General features: G+C 68.6%; 10 protein-coding genes. 5 read left to right on the forward strand and 5 right to left on the reverse strand.

The window, feature by feature from the left end:
• The first annotated feature begins 162 nt into the window (after positions 1-162).
• The gene (gene purL / locus BUB20358_RS09270; RefSeq protein ID WP_035972215.1) at positions 163-4,227 is read left to right on the forward strand and encodes a phosphoribosylformylglycinamidine synthase; all 4,065 of its coding nucleotides are present in this window, start codon (positions 163-165) and stop codon (positions 4,225-4,227) included.
• 7 nt (positions 4,228-4,234) lie between these two features.
• Positions 4,235-4,786, forward strand: coding sequence for a GNAT family N-acetyltransferase (locus tag BUB20358_RS09275; protein ID WP_035972217.1), 552 nt, complete (start codon positions 4,235-4,237; stop codon positions 4,784-4,786).
• Between the two features lie 150 nt (positions 4,787-4,936).
• Here BUB20358_RS09275 and BUB20358_RS09280 read toward each other — a convergent pair whose 3' ends face one another.
• From BUB20358_RS09280 to BUB20358_RS09300, 5 genes are all read right to left on the reverse strand, one after another.
• Positions 4,937-5,719, reverse strand: coding sequence for a peptidylprolyl isomerase (locus BUB20358_RS09280; protein ID WP_006764125.1), 783 nt, complete (start codon positions 5,717-5,719; stop codon positions 4,937-4,939).
• Between the two features lie 18 nt (positions 5,720-5,737).
• Positions 5,738-6,046 (reverse strand): BolA family protein, encoded by a 309-nt coding sequence (locus tag BUB20358_RS09285; protein WP_006764126.1) that lies wholly within the window; start codon positions 6,044-6,046, stop codon positions 5,738-5,740.
• A gap of 1 nt (position 6,047) precedes the next feature.
• Complete coding sequence (locus tag BUB20358_RS09290) at positions 6,048-6,578, reverse strand: septation protein A (RefSeq protein ID WP_006764127.1); 531 nt, start codon at positions 6,576-6,578, stop codon at positions 6,048-6,050.
• Positions 6,579-6,717: 139 nt separating this feature from the next.
• A complete protein-coding gene (gene msrB / locus BUB20358_RS09295) occupies positions 6,718-7,149 on the reverse strand; it encodes a peptide-methionine (R)-S-oxide reductase MsrB (protein ID WP_006764128.1) in 432 nt (143 codons plus the stop codon).
• A gap of 38 nt (positions 7,150-7,187) precedes the next feature.
• Positions 7,188-8,756: a protein adenylyltransferase SelO gene (locus BUB20358_RS09300; RefSeq protein WP_035972219.1), complete on the reverse strand. Its 1,569-nt coding sequence runs from the start codon at positions 8,754-8,756 to the stop codon at positions 7,188-7,190.
• A 145-nt stretch (positions 8,757-8,901) separates the two neighbouring features.
• On the opposite strand from BUB20358_RS09300, the gene BUB20358_RS09305 reads away from it, so the two are divergent.
• The 3 genes from BUB20358_RS09305 (at position 8,902) to pncA (ending at position 13,521) form a co-directional block, all read left to right on the forward strand.
• Positions 8,902-10,545 (forward strand): 3-(methylthio)propionyl-CoA ligase, encoded by a 1,644-nt coding sequence (locus BUB20358_RS09305; RefSeq protein WP_035972222.1) that lies wholly within the window; start codon positions 8,902-8,904, stop codon positions 10,543-10,545.
• Positions 10,546-10,746: 201 nt separating this feature from the next.
• Positions 10,747-12,831, forward strand: coding sequence for a 3-hydroxyacyl-CoA dehydrogenase NAD-binding domain-containing protein (locus BUB20358_RS09310; protein WP_006764131.1), 2,085 nt, complete (start codon positions 10,747-10,749; stop codon positions 12,829-12,831).
• A 57-nt stretch (positions 12,832-12,888) separates the two neighbouring features.
• A complete protein-coding gene (pncA, locus tag BUB20358_RS09315) occupies positions 12,889-13,521 on the forward strand; it encodes a bifunctional nicotinamidase/pyrazinamidase (protein WP_035972224.1) in 633 nt (210 codons plus the stop codon).
• The last annotated feature ends 7 nt before the right edge of the window (positions 13,522-13,528 follow it).

The following is a 13,528-nucleotide window of genomic DNA, read 5'->3' on the forward strand; positions in this document are numbered from 1 at the left end:
AGCCGCGCCGGGCGGCGTCGCGCGGCACGCGGGCAGGCGCCGCCGACGCGCATCGCGGGCGCCGATCGGGCGGTCTGGGGCGAGCGACTTCCGGGTATAATTACGGCCTTCCTTTCGCCCCACGTCGCCACCTAGCGCGACTCATCGACGTCAGTCCAGCCCATGGCTCACTTCTCGTGTTTTCCCGGCGCTTCGGCCCTCTCCGATTTCCGTCAAACCCGTCTGCTCGACACGCTCAGGCAAATCGACGCCAACATCGTCGCGGTGCGCGGCCGGTATCTGCATTTCGTCAATTCGGCGCAGCCGCTGTCGGCCGACGACAGCGCGCGCATCGACGCGCTGATGCACTACGGCGCGCCGTTCGAGCCGGCGGCGGAGAAGGGCGCGACCGAGACCTTCGTCGTGCTACCGCGTTTCGGCACGGTGTCGCCGTGGGCGAGCAAGGCGACCGACATCGCGCAGCACTGCGGCCTCGCGCACGTGCGCCGCATCGAGCGCGGGATCGAGTTCACGGTCACGCTGAAGTCGGGGCTGCTCGGCGGCAAGAAGGCGCTGTCCGACGATGCGCGCGCAGCGGTCGCGGCCGCGCTGCATGACCGGATGACCGAAAGCGTGGTCGCGGCGCGCGACGATGCGAAGCACCTGTTCGACGAACTGCCGGCCAAGCCGCTCACGACCGTCGACGTGCTCGGCGTCGGCCGCGGCGCGCTCGAGCGCGCGAACGTCGAGCTCGGGCTGGCGCTCGCCGACGACGAGATCGACTACCTCGTCGACGCGTTCCGCAAGCTCGAACGCAATCCGACCGACGTCGAGCTGATGATGTTCGCGCAGGCGAACAGCGAGCACTGCCGCCACAAGATCTTCAACGCGCAGTGGACGATCGACGGGCAAGCGCAGGACATGTCGCTGTTCGCGATGATCCGCAACACGGAAAAGCTGAGCCCGCAAGGCACGATCGTCGCGTATTCGGACAACTCGTCGATCATGATGGGCGCCGAAGCCGAGCGCTGGTTCCCGCGCGGCGCGGGCGCGCCGGGCGAGCCGGGCGAGCGCTACGGCCGTCACGTCGAGCTCACGCACACGCTGATGAAGGTCGAGACGCACAACCACCCGACGGCGATCTCGCCGTTCCCCGGTGCGGCGACCGGCGCGGGCGGCGAAATCCGCGACGAAGGCGCGACGGGCCGCGGTGCGCGTCCGAAGGCCGGCCTCACGGGCTTCACCGTGTCGAACCTCGATCTGCCCGGCGCACGCCAGCCGTGGGAAAACGCGCGCGACGCCGCGCAGCCGCTCGCCGAGCGCAATCCGAACGACGCGCACGGCCCGTACGGGCGCCCGGACCGGATCGCCTCGCCGCTGCAGATCATGATCGACGGCCCGCTCGGCGGCGCCGCGTTCAACAACGAATTCGGCCGCCCGAACCTCGGCGGCTATTTCCGCGTGTACGAGCAGAACGTCGGCGGCACGGTGCGCGGCTATCACAAGCCGATCATGATCGCGGGCGGCCTCGGCAACATCGCGGATCAGCACACGCACAAGCACGACGTGCCGGCCGGCTCGCTGCTGATCCAGATCGGCGGCCCCGGCATGCGGATCGGCATGGGCGGCGGCGCCGCGAGTTCGATGGCGACCGGCGCGAACACGGCCGAGCTCGACTTCGACTCCGTGCAGCGCGGCAACCCGGAGATCGAGCGGCGTGCGCAGGAAGTGATCAACAGCTGCTGGCAGCTCGGCGCGCAGAACCCGATCCTCAGCATTCACGACGTCGGCGCGGGCGGCCTGTCGAACGCGTTCCCCGAGATCGTCGACGGCGCCGGCAAGGGCGCGCGCTTCGAGCTGCGCAAGGTCGCGCTCGAGGAATCGGGGCTGTCGCCGCGCGAAATCTGGTCGAACGAGGCGCAGGAGCGCTACGTGCTCGCGATCGCGCCGGCCGACCTGCCGCGCTTCGAGGCGATCTGCGCGCGCGAGCGCTGCCCGTTCTCGGTGGTCGGCGTCGCGACCGACGAGCGGCAGCTGCAGCTCGTCGACGATCAGGCGACCGGCGCAGCCGAATACCCGGTCGACATGCCGATGGAAGTGCTGCTCGGCAAGCCGCCGCGCATGCATCGCGACGTCGCGCGCGTGCGCACCGAGCGTGCGCCGGTCGACGTGACCGGCATCGCGCTGTCCGAAGTCGCGGTCGACGTGCTCAAGCATCCGACGGTCGCGAGCAAGTCGTTCCTGATCACGATCGGCGACCGCTCGGTCGGCGGCACGTCGGTGCGCGACCAGATGGTCGGCCCGTGGCAGGTGCCGGTCGCCGACTGCGCGATCACCGCGCTCGACTACGCAGGCTTCCGCGGCGAGGCGATGACGATGGCCGAGCGCACGCCGCTCGCGGTGATCGATGCGCCCGCGTCGGGCCGCATGGCGGTCGGCGAGGCGATCACGAACATCGCGAGCGCGCCGATCGCGTCGCTCGACAAGCTGAAGCTGTCCGCGAACTGGATGGCCGCGTGCGGCACGCCGGGCGAGGACGCCGCGCTGTTCGACACGGTGAAGGCAATCGGCATGGAGCTGTGCCCGGCGCTCGGGATCGGCATCCCGGTCGGCAAGGACTCGCTGTCGATGAAGACGAAGTGGGACGAGCAGGGCGTCGCGAAGGAGGTGGTTGCACCGGTGTCGCTGATCATCTCTGCGTTCGCGCCGGTCGAAGACGTGCGCCGTCATCTGACGCCGCAGCTGCGCCGCGTCGCCGACGCGGGCGACAGCGTGCTGATCGCGATCGATCTCGGCCGCGGCAAGAACCGGATGGGCGGCAGCATCTTCGCGCAGGTCACGCAGCAGGTCGGCAACGACACGCCCGACGTCGACGATCCGGAAGACCTGAAGCGTTTCTTCGCCGCGATCCAGTCGCTGAACGCGCAGGGCAAGCTGCTCGCGTATCACGACCGCTCGGACGGCGGCCTGTGGGCCACCGTCTGCGAAATGGCGTTCGCCGGCCACGCGGGCGTGTCGCTGAACGTCGACATGCTGACGCTCGACGCCGATCACGAATCCGATTACGGCGACGCGAAAGACTGGGCGAAGCAGACGAGCGGCCGCCGCGACGATCGCACGCTGCGCGCGCTGTTCTCCGAAGAGCTCGGCGCGGTCGTGCAGGTGCGCGCGGCCGAGCGCGACGCGGTGCTCGGCGCGCTGCGCGAGTTCGGGCTGTCCGCGTGCTCGCACGTGATCGGCACGGTCAACGACCGCGACGTGATCGAGGTGTACCGCGACGCAAAGAAGATCTTCGACGCGCCGCGCGCGGAGCTGCATCGCGCATGGAGCGAAGTGAGCTGGCGCATCGCGCGGCTGCGCGACAACCCCGCATGTGCGGACGCCGAATACGACGCGCTGCTCGACGCGGCCGATCCGGGCATCTCGCCGGTGCTGAGCTTCGATCCGGCGGAAGACGTCGCCGCGCCGTTCATCGCGACGGGCGCACGGCCGCGCGTCGCGATCCTGCGCGAGCAGGGCGTGAACTCGCATCTGGAAACGGCTTACGCGTTCGACCGTGCGGGCTTCGACGCGCACGACGTGCACATGAGCGATCTGCTCGCGGGCCGCGCGACGCTCGCCGATTTCGCGGGCGCGGTCGCATGCGGCGGGTTCTCGTACGGCGACGTGCTCGGCGCCGGCGAAGGCTGGGCGAAGACGATCCGTTTCAACGCGAACCTGGCCGACATGTTCTCGGCGTTCTTCGCGCGCCCGGACACGTTCGCGCTCGGCATCTGCAACGGCTGCCAGATGCTGTCGAGCCTCGCATCGATGATCCCCGGCGCGCACGCGTGGCCGAAGTTCACGCGCAACAAGTCCGAGCAGTTCGAAGCGCGCTTCTCGTTCGTCGAAGTCGAGAAGTCGCCGTCGATCTTCTTCGCGGGAATGGAAGGCTCGCGGATTCCGGTCGCGGTCGCGCACGGCGAAGGTTATGCGGATTTCTCGCAGCAGGGCGACATCGACCGCGTGGCGGTCGCGATGCGCTATGTCGACCATCGCGGCGAGGCGACCGAGCGCTATCCGTTCAACCCGAACGGGTCGCCGGCCGGCATCACGTCGGTGACGACCGCCGACGGCCGCTTTACGGTGCTGATGCCGCACATGGAGCGCGTGCACCGCACGGTGACGATGAGCTGGCATCCGGAAGGCTGGGACGACGCGAGCCCGTGGATGCGTGTGTTCCGCAACGCGCGCCGCTGGATCGGCTGATCGGCCGATGTTCTTCGACCCGAACGCGCGCGTCGACGTCGTCACGCTGCGCGACGAACGCGAGACCGACGTCGAGGCGATCGGTCGCGTGATCGTCGCCGCGTTCGCCGGCGAGCCGCGCGGCGGGCAGCTCGAGCGGCAGATCGTCGCTGCGCTGCGCGCGGACCGCGCGCTCACCGTGTCGCTCGTCGCGGAGCGCGACGGGCAGGTGGTCGGCCACGTCGCGTTTTCGCCGGTCGCGATCGGCGCCGAAACGGCCGAGGCCGCGCAATGGTACGGCCTCGCGCCGCTCGCGGTGCTGCCGGACTGCCGGCGGCAGAGCATCGGCGCCGGGCTCGTACGCACCGGGCTCGACGCGCTGCGCCGGCTCGGCGCACGCGGTTGCGTCGTGCTCGGCGAGCCCGCGTACTACACGCGTTTCGGGTTCGCGCAGTTCGACGACATCGTGTTTCCGTCGGCACCGCGCGAGTATTTTCTGGCGCTGCCGTTCGACGAAGCGGCGCTGCGGCCGTCCGGCTCCGTGCGCTATCACGACGCGTTCCACCGCGATCACGCGTAGCGATCCGCGTCGGACATCCGCCGTCGCACGCCAGCCGAAGGCCGCTCGATCGTCGATCGGGCGGCCTTTTTTGTCGGCGGCACCGCGATAAAAAAAGCCGCTCGCAGGGAGCGGCTTTCTTCGTGCAACGGCGTGTGCCGTGCGCGGGCGTTACTGGATCTTCGCCTGCTGGCGCAGCCCTTCCTCGAATGCCTGCAGTTTCTGCTGGACGATCTGCTGCGCGATCTGCGCCTTCACCTGGTCGAACGGCGGCGGCGCGATGTCGCGGATGTCGTCGACGCGGATGATGTGCCAGCCGAACTGCGTCTTCACCGGCTGATCGGTCATCTGGCCTTTCTGCAGCTTCTGCGCGGCGGCCGCGAATTCCGGCACGTACGCCTTCGGATCGGACCAGTCGAGGTCGCCGCCGTTCTTGCCCGAGCCCGGATCCTTCGAGTATTGCTTCGCGAGATCCTCGAACTTCGCGCCGGCCTTGATCTTCGCGATCAGCTCCTTCGCCTGCTGCTCGCTGTCGACGAGGATGTGATGCAGGTGATATTCGCGATTGCCGCCCGCACCCTTGACGAGCTCGTCGTAGCGCGCCTTCACTTCGGCGTCGGTCGGCTGGTTCTTCTTCAGGAAGTTCTCGATCATCGCGCGCAGCACGACCGTCTGCTGCGCGACGGCGACCTGCGCCTTCACGTCCGGACGATTCGGGATGCCTTCGCGGATCGCTTCCTGCATCAGGATTTCGCGGTTCACCAGCTCCTGGCGCACGGCCTGCTGCAGTTGCGGGCTGTCGGTCTGCCCTTGCTGGACGAGCTGCGCGACCATCGCATCGGCGCGCGACTTCGGAATCGGCGTGCCGTTGACGACGGCGATGTTCTGGGCGAATGCCGGCGCCGCTGCGAACGCAGCCGCCGCGACCCACAGGCGGGGAGAGGTCAGGATCATCGGGAATTCCTAATGAGACTAGATTGAAGATTCGTTGAATTCTTCGGGCGTGTAAGCCACGATCGCGAGCGCGTGAATGCCGCGCTGCATCGCATCGGCGAGCGCATCATACACCAGCCGATGCCGCGCGACGCGCGGCTTGCCCGCGAACGCAGCCGACACGATCGTGACCGTGTAGTGGCCGCCCGCGGCTGCGCCGGCGTGACCGGCATGCTGCGCGCTGTCGTCGCGCACCGTGAGCGACTGCGGCGCGAGCGCGGCGGTCAGGCGCGTCTCGATCAGCGCGATGCGTTTGTCGGGCGATGCGTGCAGAAAGGCGTCCGTCATGTCATTCGTCCTTCATGTACTTCGTGAGCCACAGGCTCTGCAGGATGATGAACACGACCATCGCGCCCGTCGTGCCGAACAGCTTGAAGTTCACCCACTGCGATTCGGTGAAGTTGTGCACCACGTACAGGTTCGCGATGCCGAGCACCGCGAAGAACAGCGCCCACGCGACGTTCAGCTTGTCCCACACGGGATGCGGCAGCGTGAGCTGCTTGCCCATCATCTTCTCGATCAGATTCTTGCCGAACGCGTAGCGCGCGGCGAGCAGGCCGATCGCAAACAGCCAGTACAGCACGGTCGGTTTCCATTGAATGAATTTCTCGTCATGCAGCACGAGGGTAGCGCCGCCGAAGACCACGATCACGCCGAGGCTGACCCACAGCATCGTGTCGACCTTCCGGTGCCGGAAGGCGACCCATGCGACCTGGGCGAGCGTCGCGGCGATCGCGACAGCGGTGGCGGTGAAGATGCCCCAGACCTTGAAGGCGGCGAAAAACAGGATGATCGGAAACAGATCGAACAGGAATTTCATGGCGCTCGCAGCTGCGTGAAAGGCCGCGCATGCGGCCTTTCACCGTTGTAGGAACCCGCCGGGGCGCCGCCGTCGCGGATCGGCGCGGCGCAAGAACGCCGCCCGGTGAGGGTCGCCCCGCCGATCCGCCCGGCGCCGCTCATTCGTTCTCGGGTCGGGACTCGAAGTTTAACGCAGCCGAATTGATGCAGTACCGCAGGCCGGTCTTGTCGCGCGGGCCGTCCTCGAACACGTGGCCGAGATGCGCGCCGCAGTGGTTGCAGCGCACCTCGACCCGCACCATCCCGTGCGAGTAGTCGATCTTCTCGTCGATCACCTCGCCGTTCAGCGGCTTGAAGTAGCTGGGCCAGCCGCAGCCCGAATGGAACTTCGCGCCCGATTCGAACAGCGGCGTGTCGCAGACGACGCACTTGTAGATGCCCGGATCTTCGGTGTCGGTGTATTCGCCGGTGAACGCACGCTCGGTCGCCGCATGCTGCGTGACCTCGTATTGCAGCGGCGTGAGGCGACGGCGCAGCTCGGCGTCGTCCTTCCGGTACGGGTAGGTCTTGTCGTCGGAATCGTGTGCCATGTGAGGGTTCTCCTGATCGGTCGGTCGAGTCGCGCGGGTCACGACGAGCAGCTCACTGCGAGCGAGCCGGCCCAGTCGGGCGGCAATGCCGCATACGCTTCATGCTCCGGTTGTTCGTCGAACGGCCGGCGCAGCACCTGCGCGAGCCGTTCGACTTCCGAAAAATCCTTCTCCTTCGCGCGCCGGATCGCAACTTCGGCCAGATGGTTGCGCAGCACGTATTTCGGGTTCACGCGGTTCATCGCGGCGGCGCGCGCGGCGTCGTCGCGCGTTTCCTCGGACAGCCGCGCGCGATAGAGGTTCGCCCACGCGTCGAACGCGTCGCGGTCGATGAACAGATCGCGCACCGGCGCGTCGCGGCTCGCGTCGTGCTTCGACAGCTGCGCGAGCCGCCGAAACGTCAGCGTGAAATCCGCGCGGCTCGCGTGCATCGTTTCGAGCAGCTGGTTCGCGAGCTCTGCGTCGTGCTCGCGTTCGAGCTCGAGGCCGAGCTTCGCGCGCATCGCGCGCTCGAGCGCGGGGCCGAAGCGTTCCGGAAACTTCGCGAGCACGGCCTGTGCGTCGTCGACCGCGCGCTCGGCGCGCGCATCGTCGTCCGCGATGCCGTGCTGCAGCCCGATCAGCGGCAGCAGCGCCTGCGCGAGGCAGTAGCAGTTCCAGTGCGCGATGCGCGGCTGCATCCGGTACGCATAGCGGCCGCTCGTGTCGGAGTGGTTGCAGATGTGGTTCGCGTCGAACGCGTCGACGAAGCCGAACGGTCCGTAGTCGAGCGTCACGCCGAGGATCGACATGTTGTCGGTGTTCATCACGCCGTGGCAGAAGCCGACCGCCTGCCATTGCGCAACGAGATCGGCGGTGCGCAGCGTCACGGCTTCGAGCAGCGCGAGGTACGGATCGTCGGCATCGCGGCAGGCCGGATAGAAGCGGTCGATCACGTGATCGGCGAGCGCGCGAAGCAGGTCCGGCCGATCGTTCGAGAAGAAGTGCTCGAAGTGGCCGAAGCGCACGAAGCTCTCCGACACGCGCGTGACGACGGCCGCCGTCTCGATCTCCTCGCGCACCACCGGGTGGTCGGAGCCGACGACCGTCAGCGCGCGCGTGGTCGGGATGCCGAGATGATGCATCGCCTCGGAGCACAGGAATTCGCGGATCGACGAGCGCAGCACCGCGCGGCCGTCGCCCATTCGCGAATACGGCGTGCGGCCGCTGCCTTTCAGCTGCAGCTCGTAGCGGCGGCCGTCGGTGCCGGCGAGCTCGCCGATCGTCAGCGCGCGGCCGTCGCCGAGCTGGCCGGCCCATACGCCGAACTGGTGGCCCGAGTAGACCGATGCGTACGGCATCGCGTCGGCCGGCCAGTCGCGCGTCGGGTTGCCGGCGAACAGCTCGGCGAACGCGGGCTGCGCGGCGATCGATTCCGGCAGCCCGAGCAGCCGCGCGACGTCGTCGGAAAAGCCGACGACGTAAGGTGCGGGCAGCGGTGCGGCCGGCAGACGCGTTTGAAACGCGGGGCCCAGCGTGACGAATGCGCGTTCGGCGGGGGCGGCGAGCGTCGCGGCGAGGTCGGGGAGGGTGTCAGCCGCATCGGCTGCGCTTCGGGAAAACGACATGTTGAGCGCCTTTGGGTAAGTCGATATTGTAAGGCGGCGCCGCGCCGCCCGCATGGCGGCCGCGCGCCGCGCGACGCCAGTGCGGGCCGCTGACGGGCGCGTGCCGGCGAGTCGCCGCTTCGCGTCCTTCAGGGAGAACGAGACGATGGGTAAACCGTTGCTGGGCCAGATGATGGACATGCCGCTGCTCGTGTCGTCGCTGATCGCGCATGCCGCGCGATATGCCGGCGACACGGAGATCGTGTCGAAGCGCGTGGAAGGCGACGTGCATCGCTACACGTACCGCGATTGCGAACGGCGCGCGAAGCAGCTTGCGCAGGCGCTTGCGCGGCTCGGCGTCGAGACGGGCGAGCGCGTCGGCACGCTCGCATGGAACGGCTATCGGCACCTCGAGGCGTATTACGGGATCGGCGGCATGGGCGCCGTGTGCCACACGATCAATCCGCGCCTCTTTCCCGAGCAGATCGCATACATCGTCAATCACGCGGAAGACCGCTACGTCTTCTTCGACATCAATTTCGCGCCGCTGGTCGACGCGATCGCGCCGCAGTGCCCGCACGTGCAGGGCTGGATCGCGATGACGGACGCCGCGCACGTGCCGGCGGCCGCAACGCCGCTGCTCTGCTACGAAACGCTCGTCGAAGCGGAGGACGGCGACTACGACTGGCCGCGCCTCGACGAACGGCAGGCGTCGGGGCTCTGCTACACGTCGGGCACGACCGGCAACCCGAAAGGCGTGCTGTATTCGCATCGATCGACGGTGCTGCACGCGTACGGCGCCGCGCTGCCCGACGCGATGAACCTGTCCGCGCTCGATGCGGTGCTGCCGGTCGTGCCGATGTTCCACGTGAACGCGTGGGGGCTGCCGTACGCGGTGCCGCTCACCGGCGGCAAGCTCGTGCTGCCCGGCAAGGATCTCGACGGCAAGTCGCTGTACGAGCTGATGGAGGCCGAGCGCGTGACGTTTTCGGCCGGCGTGCCGACCGTGTGGCTCGGCCTGCTCAACTACATGCGCGATGCGGGCGTGCGCTTCTCGACGCTGAACCGTACGGTGATCGGCGGCTCCGCGTGCCCGCCGGCGATGCTGCGCACGTTCGAGGACGAATACGGCGTGCGCGTGATCCATGCATGGGGAATGACCGAGCTGTCGCCGCTCGGCACGCTCGCGAAGCTGAACTGGGCGCAGTCGCAGCGGCCGCTCGACGCGCAGCGCCGGCTGCTGGAGAAGCAGGGACGCGTGATCTGCGGCGTCGACATGCGGATCGTCGGCGACGACGGCCGCGAGCTGCCGTGGGACGGCGTCGCGTTCGGCGAACTGCAGGTGCGCGGCCCATGGGTGATCGACCACTATTTCGGTAGCGACGAATCGCCGCTCTCGGACGGCTGGTTCCCGACCGGCGACGTCGCGACGATCGATCCGGACGGCTTCCTGCAGATCACCGATCGCAGCAAGGACGTGATCAAGTCGGGCGGCGAGTGGATCAGCTCGATCGACGTCGAGAACGTCGCGATCGCGCATCCGGGCGTCGCCGAGGCCGCGTGCATCGCGTGCGCCCATCCGAAATGGACCGAGCGGCCGCTGCTCGTCGTCGTGCCGCGCGACGGCGCGAACCTGACGCGCGACGCGCTGCTCGCGTTCTACGAAGGGAAGGTCGCGAAGTGGTGGATTCCGGACGACGTCGTGTTCGTCGAATCGCTGCCGCACACCGCGACCGGCAAGCTGCAGAAACTGAAGCTGCGCGAGATGTTCCGCGACTACGTGCTGCCGACGGCGGTCTGCGCGTCGTAATCCGTTCGCGCGAGCCGCCGCGGCCTGCATCGCGGCCGCCGATGCGCGTGCCGGTCCGCTTGCCGGACCGGCATGCAAATTCAAATTGAACGACCGTTCTTTTTCGTTGTATGCTGCCTGCGTTCGATCCGGACATGCGGCCGTTCGACCGCGCACGATCAAGCGCAGCCGCCGTGGCGCGCGATGCATGGAGGCAGGCAGATGGCAGTGGACTATTCGACTCGCGACGGCGTGGCCGTCATCACGCTCGACAATCCGCCGGTCAACGGGCTCGGGCTGTCGACGCGGCTCGGCATCATGGACGCGCTCGATCGCGCCGCGCAGGATCCGTCGATCGCGGCGATCGTGCTCACCGGCGCGGGACGCGCGTTCTCCGGCGGCGCCGACATCACCGAATTCAACACGCCGAAGGCGCTGCAGGAGCCGACGCTGCACACCGTGATCCGCGCGGTAGAAGCGAGCGCGAAGCCGGTCGTCGCGGCGCTGCACGGCGTCGTGATGGGCGGCGGCCTCGAACTCGCGCTCGGCGCGCATTACCGGATCGCGGCGCCGCGCGCGCAGATCGCGCTGCCCGAAGTGAAGCTCGGCCTGCTGCCGGGCGCGGGCGGCACGCAGCGGCTGCCGCGCGCGGTCGGCCTCGAAACGGCGCTGAACATGATCGTGTCGGGTACGCCGGTGCCGTCCGAGCAGCTCGCGGACAGCGGACTGTTCGACGACATCGCCGGCGGCGACCTGCTCGATGCGGCGCTCGCGTTCGCGCGCAAGGTCGGCGCGCGGCCGGGGCCGCATCCGCGCGTGCGCGATCGCAAGATCGTCCACGACAACGCGGCGGGCTTCATCCAGTTCGCGCGCAATTCGGTGAAGGCGGCCGCGCCGAATTTCCCTGCGCCGCACCGCTGCATCGACGCGATCGAGGCCGGCGTGCTGCACGGCTTCGACAAGGGCAGCGCCGCGGAACGCGAAGGCTTCGTCGCGCTGATGATGACGCCGGAAAGCCGCGCGATGCGGCATGCGTTCTTCGCCGAGCGCGCGGCGAGCAAGATTCCCGACGTGCCGGCCGACACGCCGGTGCGCGAGATCCGCCGTGTCGGCGTGATCGGCGCGGGCACGATGGGCGGCGGAATCGCGATGAACTTCGTCAACGCGGGGCTGCCCGTCACGCTGCTCGAGACGACGCAGGAAGCGCTCGAGCGCGGCCTCGCGACGATCCGCAAGAACTACGACGCCCAGGTGGCGAAGGGCAAGCTCACGCACGATCAGCGCGACGCGCGCATCGCGCTGATCGCGCCGACGCTGTCGTACGACGATCTGAAGGACGCGGACCTGATCGTCGAAGCGGTGTTCGAGGAGCTCGACGTGAAGGAGCGGGTGTTCCGCCGGCTCGACGAAGTCGCGAAGCCGGGTGCGATCCTCGCGTCGAACACGTCGACGCTCGACGTGAACCGGATCGCGTCGTTCACGAAGCGGCCGCACGACGTCGTCGGCATGCATTTCTTCAGTCCCGCGAACGTGATGAAGCTGCTAGAGGTCGTGCGCGGCGCGCAGACCGCGAAGGACGCGCTCGCGACCGTGATGGCCGTCGCGAAGAAGATCCGCAAGACGGCCGTCGTGTCGGGCGTGTGCGACGGCTTCATCGGCAACCGGATGATCGAGCAGTACATCCGCCAGGCGCTGTTCATGCTCGAGGAAGGCGCGCTGCCCGCGCAGATCGATCGCGCGATCGAGGCGTTCGGTTTCGCGATGGGGCCGTTCAGGATGAGCGACCTCGCCGGCAACGACATCGGCTGGGCGATCCGCAAGCGCCGCTACGTCGAGAAGCCCGATCTCCACTATTCGAAGATCGCCGACCGCCTGTGCGAGCAGGGCCGCTTCGGCCAGAAGACGGGCGCCGGCTGGTACGACTACGCGCCGGGCGAGCGCCGCGCACGGCCGTCGGCGCTCGTCGACGAGATGGTGCGCGCGTATTCGAACGAACGCGGCATCGCGCGGCGTACGATCGGCGACGACGAGATCGTCGAGCGGCTCGTGTACGCGCTCGTCAACGAAGGCGCGAAGATTCTCGAGGAAAGGATCGCGTCGAAGGCGTCCGATATCGACATGGTGTATCTGACCGGCTACGGCTTTCCCATCTGGCGCGGCGGCCCGATGCTGTACGCGGACATGGTCGGCCTGTACAACGTCGAGCGCGCGATCCGCCGCTACGCGGCCGCGCCGAACGGCGACGCATGGCAGATCGCGCCGTCGATCGTCGAGCTCGCGAAGGCCGGCCGCGGTTTCAACGGCTGACGACGTCGGCCGCGTCGTCGGCCGCGCAACGCGTCACGTTTCGCAAGGAGAGATGCAATGACACGCACCGACGACGTGCTGCTCGTCATCGACGTGCAATACGACTTCATGCCGGGCGGCGCGCTCGCGGTGCCCGACGGCGACGCGATCGTGCCGGCGATCAATGCGCTCGCGCAGCGCTTCGACCACGTCGTGCTGACGCAGGACTGGCATCCGCGCGAGCACGTATCGTTCGCGGCGAACCATCCGGGACGCGAGCCGTTCTCGACGCTCGCGCTGCCGTACGGCGAGCAGGTGCTGTGGCCCGTGCACTGCGTGCAGGACACCGAAGGCGCGGCGCTGCATCGCGATCTCGACATCCCGCATGCGCGGCTCGTGATCCGCAAGGGCGGCAACGCGCAGGTCGACAGCTATTCCGCATTCGTCGAAGCCGACCGCACGACGCGCACGGGCCTGGCCGGCTATCTGCGCGAGCTCGGTGCGAAGCGCGTGTGGTGCTGCGGGCTCGCGACCGACTATTGCGTCGCGTGGTCGGCGCTCGACGCGCGTGCGGCCGGCTTCGACGCCGCTGTGATCGACGATGCGTGCCGCGCCATCGACCTGAACGGGTCGCTCGCGCACGCGTGGCAGCAGCTGCAGGCAGCGGGCGTCGCGCGCGCGACGGCGGCCGGCGCGCGCCCGCGCGCGTAGCGCATTT

This window comes from Burkholderia dolosa, assembly GCF_902499135.1.
In the GTDB taxonomy this organism is placed as follows: Bacteria; Pseudomonadota; Gammaproteobacteria; order Burkholderiales; family Burkholderiaceae; genus Burkholderia; species Burkholderia dolosa.